The 21,399-nt window shown below is 38.8% G+C and carries 23 protein-coding genes and 1 pseudogene; 15 read left to right on the forward strand and 9 right to left on the reverse strand.

What is annotated here, in order from left to right:
- The first annotated feature begins 449 nt into the window (after window positions 1-449).
- The 3 genes from R7M92_RS21435 to R7M92_RS21445 all read left to right on the forward strand — a co-directional run bounded on the left by R7M92_RS21435 (window position 450) and on the right by R7M92_RS21445 (window position 1,206).
- Entirely contained in the window at window positions 450-662 is a 213-nt protein-coding gene (locus R7M92_RS21435) for a cold-shock protein (protein ID WP_005380667.1), read from the forward strand.
- 119 nt (window positions 663-781) lie between these two features.
- Window positions 782-982 carry a hypothetical protein gene (locus R7M92_RS21440; protein WP_020196715.1) on the forward strand — a complete coding sequence of 67 codons (201 nt, stop codon included), beginning with the start codon at window positions 782-784 and terminating at the stop codon, window positions 980-982.
- Between the two features lie 65 nt (window positions 983-1,047).
- The gene (locus tag R7M92_RS21445) at window positions 1,048-1,206 is read left to right on the forward strand and encodes a hypothetical protein (protein WP_318134260.1); all 159 of its coding nucleotides are present in this window, start codon (window positions 1,048-1,050) and stop codon (window positions 1,204-1,206) included.
- Between the two features lie 805 nt (window positions 1,207-2,011).
- Here the strand turns inward: R7M92_RS21445 and R7M92_RS21450 are convergent.
- The 5 genes from R7M92_RS21450 to R7M92_RS21470 all read right to left on the reverse strand — a co-directional run bounded on the left by R7M92_RS21450 (window position 2,012) and on the right by R7M92_RS21470 (window position 5,075).
- Window positions 2,012-2,167 carry a hypothetical protein gene (locus tag R7M92_RS21450; RefSeq protein WP_020196713.1) on the reverse strand — a complete coding sequence of 52 codons (156 nt, stop codon included), beginning with the start codon at window positions 2,165-2,167 and terminating at the stop codon, window positions 2,012-2,014.
- A 202-nt stretch (window positions 2,168-2,369) separates the two neighbouring features.
- Window positions 2,370-2,579, reverse strand: coding sequence for a cold-shock protein (locus tag R7M92_RS21455; protein ID WP_005380677.1), 210 nt, complete (start codon window positions 2,577-2,579; stop codon window positions 2,370-2,372).
- Between the two features lie 840 nt (window positions 2,580-3,419).
- Window positions 3,420-3,821 (reverse strand): hypothetical protein, encoded by a 402-nt coding sequence (locus R7M92_RS21460; protein ID WP_020196711.1) that lies wholly within the window; start codon window positions 3,819-3,821, stop codon window positions 3,420-3,422.
- Window positions 3,814-4,707: a hypothetical protein gene (locus R7M92_RS21465; RefSeq protein ID WP_031829691.1), complete on the reverse strand. Its 894-nt coding sequence runs from the start codon at window positions 4,705-4,707 to the stop codon at window positions 3,814-3,816. The genes R7M92_RS21460 and R7M92_RS21465 overlap by 8 nt, the downstream gene beginning before the upstream one ends.
- Before the next feature lie 158 nt (window positions 4,708-4,865).
- Window positions 4,866-5,075, reverse strand: coding sequence for a helix-turn-helix domain-containing protein (locus R7M92_RS21470; protein WP_020196709.1), 210 nt, complete (start codon window positions 5,073-5,075; stop codon window positions 4,866-4,868).
- Between the two features lie 105 nt (window positions 5,076-5,180).
- On the opposite strand from R7M92_RS21470, the gene R7M92_RS21475 reads away from it, so the two are divergent.
- From R7M92_RS21475 to R7M92_RS21505, 7 genes are all read left to right on the forward strand, one after another.
- Window positions 5,181-5,720 (forward strand): hypothetical protein, encoded by a 540-nt coding sequence (locus R7M92_RS21475; RefSeq protein WP_020196708.1) that lies wholly within the window; start codon window positions 5,181-5,183, stop codon window positions 5,718-5,720.
- The gene (locus tag R7M92_RS21480; RefSeq protein ID WP_020196707.1) at window positions 5,710-7,029 is read left to right on the forward strand and encodes a HipA domain-containing protein; all 1,320 of its coding nucleotides are present in this window, start codon (window positions 5,710-5,712) and stop codon (window positions 7,027-7,029) included. The genes R7M92_RS21475 and R7M92_RS21480 overlap by 11 nt, the downstream gene beginning before the upstream one ends.
- 64 nt (window positions 7,030-7,093) lie before the next feature.
- Window positions 7,094-7,291, forward strand: coding sequence for a hypothetical protein (locus R7M92_RS21485; protein ID WP_020196706.1), 198 nt, complete (start codon window positions 7,094-7,096; stop codon window positions 7,289-7,291).
- Window positions 7,292-7,523: 232 nt separating this feature from the next.
- On the forward strand, window positions 7,524-7,886 hold the full coding sequence (locus R7M92_RS21490) for a transcriptional regulator (RefSeq protein WP_020196704.1): 363 nt from the start codon (window positions 7,524-7,526) through the stop codon (window positions 7,884-7,886).
- 118 nt (window positions 7,887-8,004) lie between these two features.
- The gene (locus tag R7M92_RS21495; RefSeq protein ID WP_020196703.1) at window positions 8,005-9,201 is read left to right on the forward strand and encodes a metallophosphoesterase family protein; all 1,197 of its coding nucleotides are present in this window, start codon (window positions 8,005-8,007) and stop codon (window positions 9,199-9,201) included.
- Window positions 9,194-10,987: a hypothetical protein gene (locus tag R7M92_RS21500; protein ID WP_020196702.1), complete on the forward strand. Its 1,794-nt coding sequence runs from the start codon at window positions 9,194-9,196 to the stop codon at window positions 10,985-10,987. The genes R7M92_RS21495 and R7M92_RS21500 overlap by 8 nt, the downstream gene beginning before the upstream one ends.
- Window positions 10,987-11,895 (forward strand): hypothetical protein, encoded by a 909-nt coding sequence (locus R7M92_RS21505; RefSeq protein WP_020196701.1) that lies wholly within the window; start codon window positions 10,987-10,989, stop codon window positions 11,893-11,895. Before R7M92_RS21500 ends, R7M92_RS21505 begins: the two co-directional genes overlap by 1 nt.
- A gap of 80 nt (window positions 11,896-11,975) precedes the next feature.
- Here R7M92_RS21505 and R7M92_RS21510 read toward each other — a convergent pair whose 3' ends face one another.
- Window positions 11,976-12,827: a thymidylate synthase gene (locus R7M92_RS21510; RefSeq protein WP_020196700.1), complete on the reverse strand. Its 852-nt coding sequence runs from the start codon at window positions 12,825-12,827 to the stop codon at window positions 11,976-11,978.
- Window positions 12,828-13,004: 177 nt separating this feature from the next.
- Between R7M92_RS21510 and R7M92_RS21515 the strand changes: the two are divergent.
- Window positions 13,005-13,532 (forward strand): annotated as a pseudogene (locus tag R7M92_RS21515) (thymidylate synthase); the annotation flags it as partial.
- 70 nt (window positions 13,533-13,602) lie between these two features.
- On the opposite strand, the gene R7M92_RS21520 reads toward R7M92_RS21515, so the two are convergent.
- Window positions 13,603-14,745 (reverse strand): flavohemoglobin expression-modulating QEGLA motif protein, encoded by a 1,143-nt coding sequence (locus R7M92_RS21520; RefSeq protein ID WP_318134262.1) that lies wholly within the window; start codon window positions 14,743-14,745, stop codon window positions 13,603-13,605.
- 171 nt (window positions 14,746-14,916) lie between these two features.
- Complete coding sequence (locus R7M92_RS21525; protein WP_025768431.1) at window positions 14,917-16,062, reverse strand: Na/Pi symporter; 1,146 nt, start codon at window positions 16,060-16,062, stop codon at window positions 14,917-14,919.
- A 386-nt stretch (window positions 16,063-16,448) separates the two neighbouring features.
- Between R7M92_RS21525 and nhaR the strand changes: the two genes are divergently transcribed.
- Both nhaR and R7M92_RS21535 read left to right on the forward strand, forming a co-directional pair.
- A complete protein-coding gene (gene nhaR / locus R7M92_RS21530) occupies window positions 16,449-17,339 on the forward strand; it encodes a transcriptional activator NhaR (RefSeq protein ID WP_005381942.1) in 891 nt (296 codons plus the stop codon).
- Window positions 17,340-17,627: 288 nt separating this feature from the next.
- The gene (locus R7M92_RS21535) at window positions 17,628-17,936 is read left to right on the forward strand and encodes an ArsR/SmtB family transcription factor (RefSeq protein ID WP_005381940.1); all 309 of its coding nucleotides are present in this window, start codon (window positions 17,628-17,630) and stop codon (window positions 17,934-17,936) included.
- A 304-nt stretch (window positions 17,937-18,240) separates the two neighbouring features.
- Here R7M92_RS21535 and rpsT read toward each other — a convergent pair whose 3' ends face one another.
- Entirely contained in the window at window positions 18,241-18,501 is a 261-nt protein-coding gene (gene rpsT / locus R7M92_RS21540; RefSeq protein WP_005381938.1) for a 30S ribosomal protein S20, read from the reverse strand.
- Between the two features lie 305 nt (window positions 18,502-18,806).
- On the opposite strand from rpsT, the gene murJ reads away from it, so the two are divergent.
- Together murJ and ribF are read left to right on the forward strand one after the other, a co-directional pair.
- Window positions 18,807-20,369 (forward strand): murein biosynthesis integral membrane protein MurJ, encoded by a 1,563-nt coding sequence (gene murJ / locus R7M92_RS21545; RefSeq protein WP_005385957.1) that lies wholly within the window; start codon window positions 18,807-18,809, stop codon window positions 20,367-20,369.
- 69 nt (window positions 20,370-20,438) lie between these two features.
- Window positions 20,439-21,374 (forward strand): bifunctional riboflavin kinase/FAD synthetase, encoded by a 936-nt coding sequence (gene ribF, locus R7M92_RS21550; RefSeq protein WP_005381933.1) that lies wholly within the window; start codon window positions 20,439-20,441, stop codon window positions 21,372-21,374.
- Window positions 21,375-21,399 lie beyond the last annotated feature (25 nt).

A 21,399-nucleotide genomic window follows, 5' to 3' on the forward strand; every position in this document is an offset into this window, starting at 1 on the left:
CTTCACAACAACTTTGCAATACCTGTGATTATTCGTAGCTTTCTAAATTAGAGAAGGCACTGACAAGGTTTTGTCCATCTTCGAGCCAGCTAGATCTGTGCTGGCTCATTTATGCCCCATTCAAAGTTAGAATTAGGGATCATGCTTGTATCGAATATCTGTTTTGCAATAATTATTTTTAATGATGCTGTTGATTTCAATTCAGCCTTTCACTTTTTATGTCATTGATTTTATGGACAATAAAAATCAATCAAGAAATAGATATCTATTATGTTCATATAGTGTATAGTGTCAGAAGCTCAAACGATGAGCTATTAGTAAAATATTTAGTTCAAGATCTTCTCAGTTTTTATTCGATTAAATTCGTCATATTTATCCTGCGATACCTTTTTCTTCATTCCTTATTTAGTAGCTTTCTTTTTAACTTAATCAATGTATCGAGATATATTATGTCAAATAAATCAACAGGCTTAGTAAAATGGTTTAATGAATCCAAAGGTTTTGGATTTATCACTCCTGATAACGGCGGTTCTGACCTATTTGTTCACTTCAAATCAATTGTTAGTGATGGCTTCAAAACATTATCTGAAGGCCAAAAGGTTTCTTTTGTTGTTGAACAAGGTAACAAAGGTCCTCAAGCGGATAATGTTACGTTAGTGTAAGATATTTATAAAAAGTCTCTTCTGTCGAGGAGACTTTTTTACTTTATTTTTTAATAAAGATTCTGAACGTTCGAAATACGAATAAAATAAATTTTTGGATCGATAAGATAAGAAGCAATATGAGAAAACCAGTAAGAAAATCAAGCAAGAAAACACAGAAAAACAACTTCGAAGAACGATTCGCCGCGATGGTAAAAGAATATCAAGAAGCGAAAGAAATTCTCGACTCTATGACTGAAAGTTCATCAGAATATTTAGCACAGAAAAAAGCATGCGATAAACTTTTTGCAAACGCGGAACGATACATTAATAAGAGATAATGAATTGAAATGGCTTTATTCTAATCTGAATAAAATCATCTTTCTTAGCATCAATAGGATGATATATGAGCAAGTTACCTAAACCGACACAAAAGCAGAAGCAATTTAGTATTAATCAGAAAGGGACTAAACGAATACCAGAAGAGTTGAAAAAAGTGGGTGTTCGCAAACGCATAGAAGAGATTGAAGAACAAAAAAAGTGGGATAAAGAGTGGGGACTATGAGTTCACGAAACCTCTCTGAGCTTATCAATACGACACTCCTCTTACATTCCGAAAAGCTGAGCAACTTGGACCGAGACATGCTGACAAGTTTACGAGATCAACTTAATCGTGAGCAAACCTTGTCAGACAAACAATCCAAACTGTGTCAAAGGCTACTACGAAAAACGAATCATGATTGCTAACCAACGTCAGTCTTCACAGCTATCTACCCAGCTATCATCAAGCATCAAGCGTTATTCGACTTAGCATCTGATCCATTAAATCTCTAATCTTAATTAGTATTGCACCCTCTGGCGCATGATGCTCAGCTGAGCGCTTGGCGTTCGTTAGACTTTTCATGAAGATAGTTTCGCTATCCATCACGGTGTGTTTTAGGTCGGCATGGTCCTATTCCTTTTGAGGAGACGTAGTGGTGTGATGCTTTCAATATGGCATTGTTTCACGCTTAAACGTTCGAACTGACTTGGTTTCTGCCTAAAAGCTGGACTAGGCAAGCAACTGATTATCAAGGAGTATGGACGGCAAAAAACCATCATAGAATGGTTATTACCTCATCTCACAAACCTGAGCACTACGAGTATGTTTCATCGCTTCTACAGTTTAAGCAACTTAACGTTCCACTTGTCATAATATGATGTGTGCCCCAGATATTTCGTTGTTGCTATTTCCAAAGCTCATCTGTTGAAGAGCATAGTCTTTCTATGAGCAACCTTGTACAAACCTTACATTCAATATAATAAAATTTTTTTAGTGTATGATTCGCACTTTTTTAACTTAAACCAGATCTTCTTTCTACCGTGATTTTTCAAAGTAGTTCCTCCAAAACAACACCAGTCTCACCGTTAGCAATCCTTTGGAGAAGGCTATTCATCTTTATTTTTTTATGTATTGATGTTTCTTTATTTTGAATAGATTTGTTTTTATTATTTCTATTCTCATTATTAAATATTTGATTAGACATATTATGCCCCTTTATAAAAAATTATAATTAAGGTGCACTGAACATAAGTATTTTTAGGATAGGTAATTAAGGAGATTACAGAGAGAAACTTGCTAGGGATTACGCTGGAAAACTATCTTTATATTTTATCTTGAAACAAATCTTTGTCAGAGCAACTACCTCGCCAGGCGTATGACGAGGCAGTGTAAATTCAATTGTAAGACTAAATAGTCGTTACATTTTCTGCTTGAAGGCCTTTAGGACCTTTACCTACAGTAAAGGAAACCTGCTCGCCTTCAATAAGCTTCTTAAAGCCATCGCCTAAAATGCTTCTGAAATGAACAAATAAATCATCGCCATTTTCTTGAGAAATAAAACCAAAACCTTTAGTTTCGTTAAACCACTTTACTGTACCAATTACTTGATTAGACATATTATGCCCCTTATAAAATTAAAATTAAGGTGCACTGAACATAGGTATTATTTTAGGATAGAGCATTAAGGAGATTACAGAGAGAAACTTGCTAGGGATGACGCTGGAAAACTTTCTTTATATTTTATCTTGAAACAACTCTGTGTCAGAGCAAAGACCACTATACAGATTAATTAAAAAAAATATACCTTTATTTTAAATTAATTTTTATATCATCTATTCAAACGCATTTTATCACAAAGGGTTCATCTTGATTCCGACGTTTTGCAGTTGGGAACATTAAGCAATAAATCAATACTGCCAAACGGCCTTTTTTGAGAGAGACTTGCTTGCGGCTGCCAAACTCGCCTTTGTCCAACGGCTTGCTGACGGGGTAGATCATCGTAACGCAAAACTGCACGGACATGATATGGCAGAGGAAGTTGCTGGCGCATTTCCAGATATTGATGAATTAGAAAAAGATGTAGCAGACCTTGATGAGTACTTTACTAACCTGAAAAAACGAAGAAAATAAATGTTTGAATAGGAGACATAGCCCCCTATGTCTCCTGTAATCATATATCTTATCTTGAGCTGCACCAGTATAGTGGCATAGTTAATTTAGTCACTAGAATAGATATCTTGTAATACCATTGGTAATCCATGAAGTGCTAATTTAGGTAAAGGGGTAACTCAGAAATGTCCAAAAAAGAGCTAGCTGCCGTGCCTAGCTCTGTTTTGCACAAAAGCACTTTAGCCCAGGAATACTGCTTGTTGTTACTCCAAGCATTTTTACCTTAGTTAAACTCGAAGAACTAAAAAGCAAAGCCTGCTTTTAGTAATTGTGGGTGTAATGACTACTCATGTATCGGACGACAAACTTGCTATTTTAGCTTGCATGGAGAAAGCTAAATGAGATAAGAATGCATAACTAAACAATGTAAATGCGAAGAATATATTTTTAACAACATGCCACCAAAAACCAAGTTCTTTTGTCAGTAATAACACATATAAAATCAGAGCTACGGAGGCAACTAACCGCAATAAATTTGTAAACAGAACAAAATTATCAGCGTTCTCTCCCTTATAGCCCTTTAAAGCCTCATACCTGGCTGCAAGCTGACCCCACATTATGCATGATGCGATAGCAGGATCTGAGATATAAAAAAGTTCAGTCGCGCTACCTTCTGCTAAACGAAACATCAGCACTGCGATAAAAGGGAGGATTATAAATACTAGCTCATTAATAGCACGGCTAAGCATTCTCTTGATCGTCCATTAACAATTGCATCATTTCTGTGCGAGGAATTACTCCGTGAACGGCCTCAATCTCGTGCCTGACCCGCTTCATTTTGTCGGTCATATACACTCTAAGATCTACTCGTAAGCCATCACCAGGAAGTATTGTTACTTGTCGGTTAAACCAGTTTTCTAGCCAATCTGCGTGTGTGATTTTTGCACTAAATTCTTGTCTACCCGTTACTTTGCAAAGCCACTTAAATCGCCATGTATTCCCACTAAAAGCAGCGTTTACTATTTCTAAAGCAATTTTTTCATGCGGAAAGTCTTTCTCGGAAGAGTATATTTCATCAACACTCTTGCTAATTGAGATACTTTTGCCAATCCTTTTATTTGGCTCTACACTTTTATCACCGATACCAACATATACTTTATCTTGTTCTGTTAGTTGGATTCTTATTGCATTCAGAGCTTTTTCCGCACCTTTAGCTATTCGGTAATCATCTATATGGGTGATTTTTAAAGCAGAGCTGGCATCATTTTCAAATGAATCAACTACTTCTTTATGAAGTTCATTTGCTAGATTCTTAAAAGGTTCTCGAGTGTTATGTTCAGCAGGTTTGCCCAAAAAACTCTCTATCTTCTTTTGAACCTTAAGTAAAAAGTTGTCTTTTTCGTAAGCTGTTCCATCCGTATTTTTTAATGAATTATTTTGAACGCCAACTACAGAACCTTCAATTGTACGAGAGAGCTTAGAAGATAAGCGCAATTGCAAGCCTGTCGAGTCAATAACTGCTTGCTGCATTTCATTTATGCCATCTATGAGGTCTCCCATCGCATGAAAAACACGAGACGAGTTTTCTTCATCTCTCGAGTAGTCTATTTTTATCCCAAACTGTAAGTTGCTCATTTTTTAGCTCTTTATGTCGTTTGTACAAAACGTAGCATATGATGCATGAATCTATCTATCGGCCAATTCAAAAAGCTTCATAACTTTTTGTTCTGAGAAGATCCTCATTCAACATCTTCCTCATATTTTCAGTAAAAATGAAACTAAGCTGTTAGACCTTAGGGCAGAAGCTCCTTGACATCACATTCCAAGGTCTCTGCAATCTTATACAATTTTTCAAGCGTGATATTGATTTTACCGCGTTCGATACGACTCATGTAGCTTCTGTCTATCTCTGCGAGTAGCGCGAGTTTTTCTTGAGGTAAGCCTCTGGATTTTCTAACTTTTACAATACGTTGGCCTACAGCTTCGGCAAGTTTCGTGTTCATGTTTTTTATTTATGAAATTAATTTCTTGAACAATGCATGCTTGCGGCTTATATGACCACGGATTATAATCCTCATAATTGGTGTAATTGATTAATTTTTGATCAGATGAAGATAAAAATCAGAAAAGAGTTATTTCTCGCTATTTATAACAATGAACATTTCTCAGCTAACGACTTAAAGTCCTTTCCATTAGACAGTGATGAAAAAGAATACTTATCGGATGAATACGTCGAAAAAAAATTGAAGGAAATGTCGTTTATCGGCGCAGTCCTTTCGTGCGGTTTCGATAAGCATGGTGATGAGATGTTTTCCAAAGGTTTTATGTTTAACCATATCGACTGGGAGGTTGTTGATTACGACAATTATAGTGAGGATTCGAATTATCTTTCTCTCAAGAGAGAAAGTCTCTTGACGATTTTGCAAGATAAACAGTCAGCTCTGTCAGAGTCCTATTCTCTTCATAAAAGGGCATGGAAGCATTTCAATCAGTTGTGTGCTCAACACTCAGAACTTCGGCCGTGTTTAGACCAATATATATCCGAGCATGACAATTGTAGATTGGATATCAAAGCGGAAATGCTAGCTGTAGAAAATGCCATTACCTTCTACAAAAACATAAAGCAACCAGTAGAGAATGGGAGTTAATTTGTACAACTCTATACTTTACGTATATGCCACAAACAACGGCATGCTCGTTGGGCAGTTCATTCAACAGTCGAAGAACAACTTGTCATTCTCATATTCTGATGAATGGTTAGCACACGATTCAGCCTTCCCGATTTCGCTTAGCCTGCCACTAATAAAAGGTGAGAATTCATCGTTTAATGTATTGAATTTTATAAATAATCTCCTTCCTGACGTAATGGAAGACCGACTAGATCTCGCGCACTCAGTGGGTGTGCAATCCGTCGATGCACTCACTTTACTCTCTAAAATTGGTCACGATTGCATCGGTGGCGTTATGTTTACCGACAGCAAGGAACCTCTAAGCATAGGATGGGAATACCGAGAGATCTCTACAAGTGAGTTAGATGAACTTGTAACTAACCGTAAGTCATTTCTTCCTTTCTTTGTTGATTACCGTCCGTGTATTTCGGGGACACAGAGAAAAACAACACTGATGAAGTTGAATGGCAAATGGTATGTACCCCAAGGTAAATCAATTAGCAGCCACATTATCAAGTATCCGATGGATGCGATTACTCAAAGTAGCTCTGTACTAGATATGAGTAGCAGCATTGAGAACGAATTCATCTGCACTCAAATAGCCAAAGAGCTTGGATTTAAAGTACCCAATGTCGAGATAATAGCGACTGAATCAGGAGCTAAAGCACTTGCTGTCGAGCGGTTTGACAGGAGTTTTGGTGAAAGGAGCGTATCTTGCAGGCATCAAGAAGACTTTTGCCAGATTCTTGGCGTTCCTGAACATCGAAAATATCAATCGGAGAATGGGTTAGGAATCACCAGCATTGCTGATGTTTTAAATTTCTCAGCGGAAAGCAATGTAAATACTCATGATTTTTTTAAGTTTATGATATTACAGTATCTTCTTGGTGCTACCGATGGTCATCTCAAAAACTTTTCAGTGCATATTGATCCAGAAGGACACTATCAGCTTACACCGTTCTACGATTTGCTATCAGCTTATCCTGTTGTAGGTCCCAAAGGATTAAATAAGCGAAAACTAAAGTTATCGATCGGCCTGAAAGCATCTAAAGGATATAAATACAACATCAACAAGATTTACTTACGACATATAGAGCAGACCGCTAGTCAGTTCGATATCAGCAATGATGAATGCCACGAGGTCGTATCTGGCTTTCTCGCTCAATTTAGTAACGCACTCAGCTCAATAGACAAACAGTTTCCAGCAGCGGAATTTGCGTTAGTAAAGGACGCAATATTTCAACATTCCACCGAAAACGTTGAGAAGTTGAACAGAACAATCAAATAAACATCGCGGGTAACAATTGTTACTCTTTTTGCAAACATACTTCCGATCCAATGATGGGGGATATATGACAGGCAGCACTGCTCAAGAAAATAATACGACTCTTGATTTGCAGCAGTCTTTTGCTCTGCTAAGTGTCGATAAGAACGGTATTGTAACTATGAAATTTGGTGATGAAGTAACGGTTTTTATGAACGACAAATGCCCAGCTATCACTACAGATATATTGAAGGTGATTGCATCAATAAAAAACGGGAGTAGTTAGCAATGAAAGATGAGAAAGATGAGAAAGATGAGAAAGATAAAAGTAGTGAGCTATCGAAACCTTCTTGTGAGAACCAGACATTGAGCGCTTTCTAAACTCGCTCGAAAAAGACATACAGCAGCATACAGATGAATCAGTCATTACTTCTCAAAAAATGAAAGAATAATTGGATGAGTGAACGTCGGCGACTATTCAGTCGATTTAGATGATAAATTTTAGGAGTGAGGATTGTATGAAGGCAAAAATCGGAATTCTATCAGAAGAGATTGCACGTAATCGAGTGATTCGCATTGCACAAGGAAAAGTGAGGCATGAAGAGTCTTACCCTCTTTTTTTGTTTGAGTCACTAGCTGCGCTTTCACGACTGTTGTCTAACGAAAATATTGAACTACTGAATTTGATTGCTCGCGAAAAACCAAACAGTCTTGATGAACTTGCTGAAATGAGTGGGCGTGCTATCAACGATGTTAACCGTACTCTTGAAGCACTTTCGTCCAAGGGGTTTGCTCATATAGAGAAGAAGGGAAGTCAATCTCGACCGATAGCGTTGTTTACAACGTTCGAGATCGTTATGGGCAGCTCCCTTCAACTTTAAATTACAATTTAATAGCTAGAAATGGAGTGCAACACCAAGAAATCCGACTCACGAGGTAGTCTTCTCAAGTGGGGGGCATTTATAATGCATACAGTTGTATTAAGAAAAATGCGTTGAGATGAATAAATTAAGCATATTGGTGGTTTCAGATTTACATGTAGGGACTAGTCAGGAGCACGAGCTTGATACAAAGCTCATTGTTAACGGTACTCCCAATATCTATGGGCAGGCATTGATAGAGTACTTGAAACAACTTGAAAGAAAAATTGATATCCTTGTATGTGCTGGAGACATCGGTAATAAGGGATGTAAGGAGACGTTTAAAGCTGGATGGAGCTTTCTAAATGCGTTGGCAAGTGAACTTTCTATCGATGATGTATTGTGTGTTCCAGGAAACCATGACCATCAATCCCGTCCATCAGATGAATCAAACCCTAGTGGCTTTTCTCCGAAGCATGAGCTTCAATTCACAGATCCCCCTTTTCCTTTCAATGACTATTATAAAAACACACATTTTTGGGCATGGAACTGGGAGTTGACTCAGTCTGAAAACTATAACTGTATATCAATAAATAGTAGTGCTTATCATGGATTTGGAAGTGAGTTTAGGCACGGGAGAGTTGCTTTAGAGGTTAGCAAACAAATCAAAGATAGGCTTAGTCAAGAAGATGTTAAATCCAAGCCGTTAAATCTTTTAATTTGTCATCATCATCCACAAAAAATGGATTATGTTGATGTAAGCTATGATGGCGAGGCTATGGAAGGAGCCGACTATTTGCTATCAAATATAGAGGCAGCTGACATAGGTCCTTGGTTGATTATACATGGTCATAAACACTATGCGACTATAAGCTACGGAAACTCACGAACTTCTACACCTCCTACCATTTTATCAGCAGGTAGTTTATCTGCGGTTTTATATGACTCAATAGATAGCCGAACATCCAATCAGTTTTACTTGCTTGAAATTGATATCGATAAAAGCAGCCAAAATGGAAAGGTTGTAGGAAGATTTGAAACTTATGAATCGAATAAGTTACATCAATGGCAGCCTTCCAAATCCCATAACCTTCCTGCTTGTGGTGGTTTTGGGTCACTCTATACTCCAGAACAAATATTAAATCACTTGAAGTCAAAAATTAATGAATCTAACTCCTTTCTTGAAGGTGATGAATTAAATGAATTTAGAGATAAAATATTTAATTTACCCCCTTTTGAGTTTAAGCGTTTAGAAAAACTTTTAGAAAAAAATGGTTTTATGATATCTCGTGAATTTTCTGGTGAAATAACTGAAGTTGGTAAGCGTTATGAATAACTATACACCAAGTATAAACGAGTCAATTAATGCGAAAAACACATCTACTGCCGAGTTATGTAATACATTTATTATTAATGAATATTATAATAGATTAGCATCATCTAGCCATACTATTATGATGGGTCCACGAGGAAGTGGTAAAACAACATTAATGAGAATGCTCGAAGTTAGATCTTTGGAGCTATGGGAAAATGAGGTTGCAGAACAATTTAGAAATTTGATTGACTTCTCTGGAGTGTTCATTCCAACAGATCGAGTGTGGAAAACCCAATTTGAAAACACTAGTAAGAGAATTAAATCAAAAGAAGACCTGAGAGTTCTTAATTCTCAGTTTATTTACCATATTCTTCAACAACTAGCAATGACTGTTAGCTTTAGAACTTGCCGTGTTACAGAAAAGAAAAATAAATATAGACATGTGTTTTTGGAAAAGTCTGACGAGTCTGAATTAGTAAAAGAACTATCTACTCTTTGGTGCGTTGAACCTAGAATTAATTCTTTGAAAAGTTTGATTTCTAGTATTGTGATCAAAAAGAATCTTGTTTCTAAGTACCTTAATAACTCTCTAATTGTTGGTTCGAGTGTTCTAAGACCAAATGTTGTTTATGGTGAAATACAAAGTATATTAGATTCATCTATATCTATTATTAATACATATTTAAATGAAGATGGTAAAAAATGGGCATTTTTGTTTGATGAGTTAGAGCTAGCGCCTGACGAAATAGTTCAACCTCTTATAAATAGTATGAGAGGTGGTCATCCAGATATAATTCTTAAGTTAGCATTGTCTCCGTATCATAAAGGAGTTGATGTTACGAACTCGCCAGACAGTTCAATGAAAGATCAAGATTTGAGCTATATTAACTTAACTGAACTTTCTGAAAGTGAAGGTATTAAGTTTTGTAAAGAGCTATGTCTGAATTTGTTTATTAAAAAATCGATATATGAATCGATAGATAGCTGTTTTGAAAAGCCAAAAGATATTGATATTGATGCTGTTTTTGATTCTCTAGTTGCAAAAGATGTTGGGTTTGAACAGTATTTAAATAATCGAAATCTGAATGGGTTAAGCTATATCGAAGCGAAGGAAAAACAATCTCAGTTCAGGAAGATTAAATTTATATCTTATCTTAGAGATCATAGTAAAAAAGAAAATGGTAAATTAAAACCGCGTAGAAGAGCTGCTGACTATTATGCTGGTTTTGAAAATATATGTAAATCTACAGAATATAATCCTAGAATGTTGATAGGGATTATGAATATGTTTATTCCAATAATTAAGGAAAAAGGTTTAGTTTCTATTTCTGAGCAAATATCGGGACTAGAAACATATTTTGATTCATTTAGATCGTTACTAAGTACTATAGCTGTTGATTCGAGTGATGTTCGAGTAAATAATATTTACAATCTTGTAGATTTGATAGCAAACTATTTTAAAGATGAAATATATGGAGAAAGATTTAATCCAGAGCCTAAAGGTATGTTAGTTATTGACGAAAATACACCATCAGATTTAAGAGATGCAATAGGTTTTGCATTGAATGCGGGAGCCATGATTTCGGTAAAAACCCCTGATAATAATGGTATCGGATCTTCGATGGATAAGGTTTTAACATGCAGGCTTTCTTATTTATTTTCTCATCATTATGGGTTGCTACTTACAAAGCAAAAGAAAATTCAATTAAATAAAATAATGGATGTTAATAATATTAGTGCTTCAACAATTACATTAGTTAATGCATATGGTTTTGAGAACTCTAAACAGTTGGGGTTGGACTTGTAATGAAAGTATTAAAAGGAACTACTGTAAACTATTATGATCTAGCTATAGTAGGGCTAGGCTATGAAAGTAGAGCTATTACAACGTGTAATTCTGTTAAAGATAACCTCAACAGTATAATAGCAGTTGGATATAGAGAGCATACATCTGCATACAGTTATAAATCGAACTATAGTTTCTATCAGGAAGTAAATGCTAATATTATCGAAGAAAATGATCAAGAACTTTTTAAGAAGCTCCATTCTATAATTAACACTGATTGGGCAAATAGACAAATAAATTGTTTATTGGATATAACAGTGATGAGTCGCACTCGCTTAGCAACAATTCTTATGTTGTTAATGGAGAATTTAAAGAAAGGTTCTACCATTAGGATTTGTTATGAACTGGCTGAGTATAGTTCTCCATCGAAGGAAATATCACCAATAAGAAAAATTGGTCCTATAATTGAATCATTATCAGGCTCTATGGGCGATATTGAATTACCTAGTTCGATTGTATTAGGATTGGGATATGAACTAGGGAAAGCAATTGGGATCAGCAATTACTTAGATACAGAACAACAATATCTGTTGATTCCTAAGTCTATAGATTCTCGCTTTGAAGATGATATTTATTCAAATAATAAGTCGTTAATTGAAAGTACATCAAAAAACTGCATATTTGAATATGATGTATGTAATCCTTATGTTAGTTATTTAAATCTGAGAGAATTATTAATTGCAATTTCTGAAGTGTCTAGACCTATTGTTGTCCCTTTAGGTCCCAAGATCTTAAGTGCGCTATGTGTTATTCTTAGTAAGGAAATGGATTACTCTTTACCTATTTGGAGAGTATCTTCAGAACACAATGAAGTACCAGTTGATCGTCGCTCTAGTGGGCATATGTATGAACTTAGCTTAAGAATATAAATTAGCATTCTTTGATGTTCAATATTTCGACTACGTCAATATTATTGCAGGCCAAGATTGGCGATCTTGGCCTGCAATAATCATACTGAGAATGGGTAAGCTATTGGTTCGTGATGTTCATAACCTTCTACTTTGAAGTCGTCAAGAGTAACCCACGTTTCTAAGTCCTCTAGAGATTTAATTTCTGGATTGATATGGAATGTTGGCGATTTCAATGGTTTACGTTTAAGTTGTACATCACGCATCAACTCGTATTGGTCTTCGTATATGTGTGCATTTACTATTTTGTGAAAAACTTTTCCCGCTTTTAAGCCTGTAATTTGAGCCATGATCGCTAACAAAAAGTAGCATTGAACCATATTGAAGTTTAGGCCGAGCGGTACATCGCAAGAACGTTGTGTACTGTTTAGATACAGAGTGTCGCCTAAAATTGAGAAATGGTGGCTGTACATACAAGGACGTAAGCAACCTAAATGAAAAGCACCTGGATGATAGAATGTTATTATCTCACTACGGTCATCAATGCCTTTACTAAGGTTATTAACAACTTTTTTTACAAGATCCACATCACCGCCATCAGGTTTCGGGAACGCTCTGGCAACCTTTCCATAAATGAAACCGCAGTCATCTGTCCCTTTTCTATGAGGATTCGCAAGCCAGCTCTCATTTAAATTTGCGTTTGCATCCCATGTTTTGGTGCCTAGTGCTCTAAAATCTGCGGCATTATCGTAACCTCGAAGGTAGCCAATAATTTCTGCGATGGCGCTTTTCCAGTAGCTCTTACGTGTCGTTACTAAAGGAAACTCACCAGAACTGACATCGTAAGTCAAATCTGCATTTATAACTGTTAGGCAACGTTTGCCTGTTCTTTCGTTCTTTACCCAAACGCCTTCATCTATAATACGCTGGCATAAATCTAGATATTGTTTCACTTTTTCATTCCTACATTTCTTTTATTCAATTGTACCAAAGGAACTAACCCTTATTCGAGCAAAATACTCCCAGTTCTTACTCGGTGCTTGATGGTAGACAGAAGTGCTTATGGCTATAATGGATTATGAAAGTCACTTTATGTGATATGGACAACAAAAAGTGACAAAAGGTAAAATGGGGTTCAAGGGCGCGCCTGGGCGAAACCTGATGGTGGTCATGTTGACCAGCTACGTAAGATAGTGGATGACTTAACGCGTGGTGTTGATGATCGCGGTGAAATCTTGAACTTCTACAACCCGGGTGAGTTCCACATGGGGTGCTTGCGTCCTTGTATGTACAGTCACCATTTTTCATTGCTGGATGATACGCTTTACCTGAATAGTACTCAGCGTTCGTGTGATGTACCGCTTGGCTTAAACTTCAATATGGTTCAAGTTTACGTATTCTTGGCGATTATGGCGCAAATTACGGGCAAGAAACCTGGTCAGGCATTTCATAAGATTGTGAATGCTCACATTTATGAAGACCAGCTTGAACTGATGCGCGATGTTCAGTTGAAGCGTGAGCCATTAAAAGCGCCGACGTTCCATATCAACCCAGAGATTAAATCTCTAGAAGATTTGGAAACTTGGGTCACACTGGATGACTTTTGGGTTGAAGGGTACGAGCATCACGATCCTATTCGTTACCCATTCTCAGTGTAACGAGTATCGTTCTTCAAGATATAGAAAAAGCTCCGAATGGAGCTTTTTTCTTTTTTGTACTTAGAAGGTATTATTTTAGTGCACTGACAATATAACGGTGAATTGGGTTGGTCTGCATCGGTGTGGACAGTGCCGGGCTAATAAACTTAGGTTGAGTGAATATTTCTTTACTCACTAATGAACGGATAAGCTCAAAGTACTTCAGCTCTGTTTTCCCGCACAACAATAGTGAAAAGTCATCGCCCAATTTATCATAGGCATTGAGCACCTCTCGGAATCCTCTAAGATACAAGTAATCCTTCGTTAAACCTCCACCTCGATAGACTCGGGCAGTCGTTGTAAATGCTTGAAGATCAGAAGCTTTATATTGTTCTTTTAATAGCATGAACGTATGGCGGAAATCGCGATCCTTGATCATCGACTCTACTGCCAGAACTCGTAAGGCTAAGGTTCTTAGGCGTTTGATACTGAAATGTCCTGACAGATACTCACATAATATAGCCAGCCCTTCTTGAGTGTTGGTATTGGCAGGACAACCTAAGCTCAGGACTTTTAGCGGTTGTTGACGACCGTTAAGCGTAGTCAGGAGATGTACTCCCATTTCATGATGTGCAAGAGCCTCCAGCTCATCAGTGGTGATGTACGCCGCGTGGTTAATTTTGACTCGAGACCCTGAAACTAGTGCGTTTGCTAACATCCCGTCCAACACCTGTATTTCACATTCATACCCATTGCGTTGAGCAAAATTTTGCATGAAACGTGCTATTGCACGGCTATCGTGCTGAGGTTCTTTTTCTTCTTCTGTAGGAAGGTGCAATATGAAATGGGCGTTGGCAATATCTTTGGCGCTCGGTTCCCCATAATAGCGTAAGGAGTTATAAAGAAACTCTTGCGTACCTATGGTATTCACTTGATCCAGTTTATCTGCATAAGACTGAATTACATCCGCGTACAGCCTCTGCAGTTGGGTGTCTTGAATGTTTTCTTGAGGTAGCTCATATAGACGTCGCTTTGCGCTGTGGGTATCTACGTTAGTAATTGAATATTGAAAATTAGGCTCTTGAGAATATTTGTTTTTAATGAAACGTTCTCTTTCTTGAGCATAATTAAGAGGATTCACGCTACTGAGGATATCAATATCAGCAACCAGTTGGGTTAGGTTTTCGTCTATTGCGAGTAGCTGATCAGAAATAGCGTCATTAAGCTGCGTCATGTTGTCGACTCCAAATGAGATAGCTCAGCATAAGCATGCTGATGTGGCTCAAATTATCACCGGACAATCGATTTGAACAGTTTAATTATCATAAAAAAGGCTCCACGATGTGGAGCCTAAACAATAAGCGATGGTATGTCGTTGTTGTTATGTTGTTATGTTGTTATGTTGTTATGTTGTTAGGGCTAGAATTGCACCTGGTAGAATAACGAATACTGACATTAGGTAACCACCAACAACTGCTTTATTCTTAATAGCCATTTCAGAAATCATCTCAGCGCCTTTAACCGGAATCTCACGTAGGAATGGAATTCCAAAGATAAACAGCGTCGCCATGATGTTAAATACTAAGTGGACTAGAGCGATTTGTAGTGCGAATACTGCGAACTCTCCAGATACCGCTGTCGCTGCTAGTAGTGCCGTAATACAAGTACCAATGTTAGCACCCAGAGTGAAAGGGTAGATATCTCGTACTTTCAACACGCCAGTACCAACCAACGGAACCATTAAACTTGTCGTGGTTGAGGAAGATTGTACTAGAACGGTCACGATTGAGCCTGATACGATGCCGTGAATAGGACCACGACCGATGGCGTTTTTCAAAATTTCACGTGCGCGACCAACCATTAGGCTCTTCATTAATTTACCCATCACTGTGATTGCAACGAAGATAGTCGCAATACCCAAAGCAATAAGCATGACGCCGCCAACAGTATCACCGAAGGTAGAAAGTGGCTCTTTAATTGCGCCTACGACTGGCTTTGTAATTGGTTTAATAAAGTTGAAGCCTTTAATGCTCATATCACCAGTAGCAAGCAGTGGAGAAACAAGCCAGTGAGAAACTTTCTCTAAAATGCCGAACATCATTTCCAACGGAAGGAAAATAGCGACAGCAAGCAAGTTGAAGAAGTCGTGAATGGTTGCACTTGCAAATGCACGTTTGAACTCTTCTTTACAGCGCACGTGGCCAAGAGATACAAGCGTATTGGTCACTGTGGTACCAATGTTAGCACCCATCACCATAGGGATAGCGGTTTCTACAGGTAAGCCACCTGCAACCAAGCCTACAATAATAGACGTTACAGTACTTGAAGACTGAATTAAGGCTGTTGCCACCAAGCCGATCATTAGACCTGCAACTGGGTGTGCGGCAAATTCAAATAGCACCTTAGCTTGATCGCCAGTTGCCCATTTAAAGCCACTACCAACCATAGATACTGCTAGAAGAAGCAGATATAACATGAATGCCAAGTTAGCCCAGCGTAACCAACGAGCTGTGCTCGAAATTGGTGCCACTGTTGAAGTAGCTTGGTTCATCATAATTTTCTCCGTTGACCTTTCAGTTCATTTTTCGGTCTGTAGTTGAATCTGCGGGCGATGTTAGAGAACAAATATTTCAGTAATATTACAGATTTCTTGCTGTGAGAGATTTTTATTGTTCTTTTTGATAATGGCGTAAAAGAGGAAGAAAATTAATTTTTAACTTGTTGATTTTAATGGTTAAATTTTGATTTCGTTTTGTTTGGTTTTTGCGTTTTTTTTGTAGAGAAAATGCGCCTCAGTTCAACTTTTATGACAGTGTTGACTTTATACTTTCGGTAAAACTTATGCTTTTGTAAGGTATTGTATGGTTTTGTCGAGTTTATTGTTTGTCTCTGTCACATTTGGTATAAAAAGTATCACTTTCTTTTCGGGACTCGATCATGTCACATCTAAACTACAACCATCTCTATTATTTCTGGATGGTGTGCAAACAGGGCTCTGTAACTAAGGCGGCTGACGCGCTCTTCCTGACACCGCAAACCGTGACAGGACAGATTAAAGCGCTTGAAGAGCGCATGAAAGGAAAGTTAACCAAGCGCAATGGTCGTACAGTTGAGCCCACTGAGTTAGGTCAGCTTGTGTTTAAGTACGCCGACCGGATGTTCGGTTTGAGTTATGAGATGTTAGATATCGTCAATTACAGCCAGCACTCGAACATTCTATTTGAAGTTGGTGTAGCCGATGCGTTATCTAAACGCTTGGTCAGTAAAGTACTGATGACGACCGTCCCGGAAGATAACAGTATTCATTTACGCTGTTATGAATCAACCCACGAACTGCTACTTGAACGCCTTTCTCAGCACAAGCTAGATATGATCCTTTCAGATTGTCCCGTTGATTCTACTCAAAGTCCTGGCCTTTATAGCAAAAAGTTAGGTGAAAGTAGCATGAGCTTTTTTGCTTCTTCTGAAATTGAAAATGTGCGATTCCCTGAGATCTTGGAACAAAAAAAACTTCTGATTCCCGCGAGCCGAACGGCTATGGGGCGTAAAGTTATTCAATGGTTTGATCGTCAAGGCCTTCAACCCAATGTGCTGGGGGAGTTTGATGATGTTGCGTTGATGAAAGCTTTTGCTCGGTACCACGATGATGTGATTTTCTTGGCACCGACCGTATACATGTCGGAGATTGAAGACGACCGAAATTTACAGCTAATTGGCCATGTCGATGGGCTAAAAGAAGAGTACTACGTGATTTTTGCGGAACGAATGATCCAACACCCCGCGGTAAAAAATGTTTGTGATGCTGATTTCAGTCAAATGTTTGAGTAAACCCGTATCGTTGCGTAAATAAATAGATTACTATCAATAAAAATATAATTCTAAATAATATCTAAGTAAGCAAGATACTTGTTTTAGTGAGCAAAACTATTAATTATTGATGGCGCACCAATTAAAATCCTTGGTGGATAATATTGGTGTATCACTAACAACTAAATTAGAGGTTCTAATAATGAAGACTCTGGAAGTGTATCTTGATTTTTTTAGATATATAAATCAGTGCAACACAACAAGCTGGCCAGGGTTGGAATAAGTAAGTTGTAGCTAGAGGTCCAACACATGAATCTACAAGAAATGGAGCAGAACTCCGCAAAAGCCGTCGTGTTGCTCAAAGCGATGGCAAACGAGAGACGCCTACAAATCCTTTGTATGCTGCATAACCAAGAGCTGTCCGTGGGAGAGCTGTGTGCAAAGTTAGAGCTAAGCCAGTCGGCATTATCTCAGCATCTTGCTTGGCTTCGCCGTGATGAGTTAGTCACGACAAGGAAAGAAGCACAAACGGTGTACTACACATTAAAGAGTGATGAAGTGAAAGCGTTAATAAAAACACTGCATAGTCTTTATTGTGCTGAGAGTGCTCAACACTAATTAAATAGTCCTAATATACTGCTCATCTTAGAGTGTGAATCTAACTTGTTGGAATATTTGAGAGTGGCGTTAAACTTTTGATGATAGGGTACTACTCATCGACCAATTTGCTTTGTTCTCAAGTGTTTTAATAGTGCTTTCTAGTTTGAGCGTTATATGGGTAATGAATAAGCTGATGTCTTTAAATGGGACATTCAGAAAAAGAAAAGCTGGCATTGCCAGCTTTTTTTATTAAGAAAATTTTGTAGATATAAAAAAACCGACACAAGGTCGGTTTTTTCTTCACTGTAAAATCAGGACTCTATTAAAGAGCTTTGATTTGTGCAGCGAAACGAGACTTATGGCGAGCTGCTTTATTCTTGTGAATAAGGCCTTTAGTTGCCATGCGGTCTAGGATAGGTGTAACTACAGCGAATGCAGCAGTTGCAGCTTCTTTGTCGCCTGCTTCGATAGCAGCAACAGTTTTCTTCATGTAAGTACGCATCATTGAGCGACGGCTAGCATTGTGCTGACGACGTTTCTCAGCTTGGATAGCGCGCTTCTTAGCAGATTTACTATTTGCCAAGGGTCTAACTCCCAAAAACTTAGTTCTGTGACAATTTAAGGGCGAGGAATATCCCTCATTTGCGCTTAAATGTCAAATGATTTGTGCAAAAACCGATCTAAGCCAAAACAAATTTTGGTAAGAGAGGTTATCGCGGTTAAGATGGCGGGGATTCTAACAGCATTTTTATACCAATGCTAATAATTATCCGCGAAAGGCACACTTATTCCTTACAACCCGCGGATAGATTTTTGACGTCTATTTGCAGCACCTGTCAGAGAAACAGTATAGGGTTAGCTGTCTTATGGTGATATTCCGAGGTTACAGTGAGTAAACGACTACTCAAGTCTGGCATGATCGTCAGTGCTATGACATTTATTTCCCGCGTTCTTGGCCTAGTTCGTGATGTTGTAGTGGCAAATTTAATGGGGGCAGGAGCAAGCGCAGACGTCTTTTTCTTCGCCAATAAAATTCCTAATTTTTTACGACGTTTGTTTGCTGAAGGTGCTTTTTCCCAAGCGTTTGTACCTGTTTTAACGGAAAGCCATGCTCAAGGCGACATGGATAAAACCCGCGAGCTGATTGCCCGTGCTGCGGGCACATTGGGGGTGATAGTCTCAATTGTTACCATCTTAGGTGTTCTAGGTTCCGGTGTGGTGACTGCACTGTTTGGTTTTGGTTGGTTCCTAGACTGGATGCATGGTGGTCCCGCGGCTGAGAAGTTCGAACTTGCTAGCGTGATGCTCAAGATTACCTTTCCTTATTTATGGTTCATCACTTTTGTTGCCCTATCGGGAGCCATTCTCAATACACTAGGTAAGTTTGCGGTTTCTTCGTTTACTCCTGTCTTTCTCAATGTGATGATCATTTTGGCAGCATGGTTTATCTCGCCGCAGATGCCACAGCCAGAGATTGGTCTTGCCATCGGTGTTTTCCTTGGTGGTTTGGTTCAGTTCTTATTTCAAATCCCTTTCCTTATTAAAGCGGGGGTTATGGTTAAGCCGAAATGGGGCTGGCGCGATCCGGGCGTGGTGAAGATCCGAACCTTAATGATTCCTGCTTTGTTCGGTGTGTCGGTAAGCCAAATCAACTTGTTGTTTGATACTTTTATTGCCAGCTTTCTGCAAACCGGTTCGATCAGTTGGTTGTACTACTCAGATCGTTTGTTGGAATTCCCGTTAGGTCTGTTTGGTATTGCGATTGCAACGGTGATTTTACCAGCATTATCACGCAAACATGTTGACGCACAAAATGAAGGATTCGCACAAACCATGGACTGGGGGGTGCGCATGGTGATCTTACTTGGCCTTCCTGCAATGCTTGGTTTGATGGTACTGGCAAAACCTATGTTGATGGTGTTATTCATGCGAGGTGAGTTTTCGCCACAAGACGTACATCAAGCATCATTGTCACTCTTTGCTTACGCTTCAGGCTTGTTGAACTTTATGCTGATTAAAGTGCTCGCTCCGGGGTATTACTCGCGTCAAGACACCAAAACGCCAGTGAAATACGGCATCATTGCGATGGTGACCAACATGGTATTTAATGCAATTTTTGCGTACTTCTATGGCTACGTTGGCTTGGCTATCGCGACAGCACTATCGGCATTTGTGAATATGGCACTGCTGTATCGTGGCCTGCACATCGCAGAGGTATACCAAATCACTAAGCGAACCGTCTTCTTTATTATACGTTTAGCTATTGCTGGCGCGGCGATGGTGGCGGCAATCTTATGGCAACTGGAAGATATGTCAGTATGGCTGGGCTGGAGCTTTGCTCACCGAAGCGCGGTGCTAGGGATGTTGATCGGTTTAGGAGCCGTGGTTTACCTAGTGGTTCTATTTTTAACTGGTGCGCGTTTAAAAGACCTAAAAGCTGGGACAGACTGAGGGTGATTAGTATATAATCCGTCAGTTTCACACAGTGTAAAGTAAAACAGAGGCAGAAAGCAGTATCCAATGGAACTGATTAGAGGCATTCACAATATCAACCCGCGACATCATGGTTGTGTGCTGACTATTGGCAATTTCGATGGTGTCCATAAAGGCCATCAACAAGTATTGCAGCAAGTGTCTGAGCAAGCGGACAGGCTATCCTTGCCTTCTGTTGTGATGACCTTTGAACCTCAGCCGATGGAGCTGTTTGCCAAAGACAAGGCACCTGCAAGGTTGACGCGATTACGCGATAAGTTCGTGCAATTGAGTAAGCTCGATATTGACCGCTTACTGTGTGTCAATTTCAATCGCCATTTTGCAAGTTTAACCGCGGAAGAGTTTATCCGTGACTTGTTGGTCGAGCGTTTGGGTGTTAAGTTTCTTGTCGTTGGTGATGATTTCTGCTTTGGCAAAGGCCGTACAGGTAACTTTGCAATGCTGCAGGAAGCAGGGGAAAAATACGGCTTTGATGTCGTAAGTACCCAGAGCTTTTGTTTACAACAATTACGTGTCAGCAGTACGGCTATCCGTCAAGCGCTGGCGCGTGACGATTTGCATTCCGCGCAACAGATGCTGGGAAGAAACTACAGCATCAGCGGTCGTGTTTCTCACGGAAGAAAGCTAGGTCGAACCATTGGGTTCCCTACTGCAAATATTCCTTTGAAACGCTGTGTTTCTCCGGTTTCCGGAGTCTATGTTGTTCAAGCGCTTGGCTTAGGAAATAAGCCAGTTGGTGGTGTTGCTAATATTGGTCAAAGACCAACCGTCAATGGTGTTCGCCAACAGTTAGAAGTGCACTTATTCGACTTTCATGCCAATTTATATGGCAAGCAACTAGAAGTGGAACTTTTGCATAAACTTCGAGATGAGCAAAAGTTTGAGTCGTTTGAAGCACTTAAACAACAAATCGAATTGGATGCTGAAGCAGCAAGGGTGTGGCTGCGTCAGCTTAAGCGTTGAGCGGTTTATTCCACCGTTCAACATA

Origin of the sequence: Vibrio sp. Vb2880 (assembly GCF_033337975.1) — a bacterium.
Taxonomy (GTDB): Bacteria; Pseudomonadota; Gammaproteobacteria; order Enterobacterales; family Vibrionaceae; genus Vibrio; species Vibrio alginolyticus.

Excerpts from the sequence above, each read along its gene's own strand:
- R7M92_RS21445 (WP_318134260.1), top strand. The coding sequence starts at position 1,048 with ATGAGCAAGTTACCTAAACCGACACAAAAGCAGAAGCAATTTAGTATT.
- R7M92_RS21500 (WP_020196702.1), top strand. The coding sequence starts at position 9,194 with ATGAATAACTATACACCAAGTATAAACGAGTCAATTAATGCGAAAAAC.
- R7M92_RS21450 (WP_020196713.1), bottom strand. The coding sequence starts at position 2,167 with ATGTCTAATCAAATATTTAATAATGAGAATAGAAATAATAAAAACAAA.
- R7M92_RS21495 (WP_020196703.1), top strand. The coding sequence starts at position 8,005 with ATGAATAAATTAAGCATATTGGTGGTTTCAGATTTACATGTAGGGACT.
- R7M92_RS21435 (WP_005380667.1), top strand. The coding sequence starts at position 450 with ATGTCAAATAAATCAACAGGCTTAGTAAAATGGTTTAATGAATCCAAA.
- R7M92_RS21480 (WP_020196707.1), top strand. The coding sequence starts at position 5,710 with ATGGGAGTTAATTTGTACAACTCTATACTTTACGTATATGCCACAAAC.
- R7M92_RS21520 (WP_318134262.1), bottom strand. The coding sequence starts at position 14,745 with ATGACGCAGCTTAATGACGCTATTTCTGATCAGCTACTCGCAATAGAC.
- R7M92_RS21535 (WP_005381940.1), top strand. The coding sequence starts at position 17,628 with ATGAATCTACAAGAAATGGAGCAGAACTCCGCAAAAGCCGTCGTGTTG.
- R7M92_RS21490 (WP_020196704.1), top strand. The coding sequence starts at position 7,524 with ATGAAGGCAAAAATCGGAATTCTATCAGAAGAGATTGCACGTAATCGA.
- ribF (WP_005381933.1), top strand. The coding sequence starts at position 20,439 with ATGGAACTGATTAGAGGCATTCACAATATCAACCCGCGACATCATGGT.
- R7M92_RS21460 (WP_020196711.1), bottom strand. The coding sequence starts at position 3,821 with ATGCTTAGCCGTGCTATTAATGAGCTAGTATTTATAATCCTCCCTTTT.
- nhaR (WP_005381942.1), top strand. The coding sequence starts at position 16,449 with ATGTCACATCTAAACTACAACCATCTCTATTATTTCTGGATGGTGTGC.
- R7M92_RS21465 (WP_031829691.1), bottom strand. The coding sequence starts at position 4,707 with ATGAGCAACTTACAGTTTGGGATAAAAATAGACTACTCGAGAGATGAA.
- R7M92_RS21505 (WP_020196701.1), top strand. The coding sequence starts at position 10,987 with ATGAAAGTATTAAAAGGAACTACTGTAAACTATTATGATCTAGCTATA.
- R7M92_RS21475 (WP_020196708.1), top strand. The coding sequence starts at position 5,181 with ATGAAGATAAAAATCAGAAAAGAGTTATTTCTCGCTATTTATAACAAT.
- R7M92_RS21525 (WP_025768431.1), bottom strand. The coding sequence starts at position 16,062 with ATGAACCAAGCTACTTCAACAGTGGCACCAATTTCGAGCACAGCTCGT.
- R7M92_RS21470 (WP_020196709.1), bottom strand. The coding sequence starts at position 5,075 with ATGAACACGAAACTTGCCGAAGCTGTAGGCCAACGTATTGTAAAAGTT.
- R7M92_RS21455 (WP_005380677.1), bottom strand. The coding sequence starts at position 2,579 with ATGTCTAATCAAGTAATTGGTACAGTAAAGTGGTTTAACGAAACTAAA.
- R7M92_RS21485 (WP_020196706.1), top strand. The coding sequence starts at position 7,094 with ATGACAGGCAGCACTGCTCAAGAAAATAATACGACTCTTGATTTGCAG.
- R7M92_RS21440 (WP_020196715.1), top strand. The coding sequence starts at position 782 with ATGAGAAAACCAGTAAGAAAATCAAGCAAGAAAACACAGAAAAACAAC.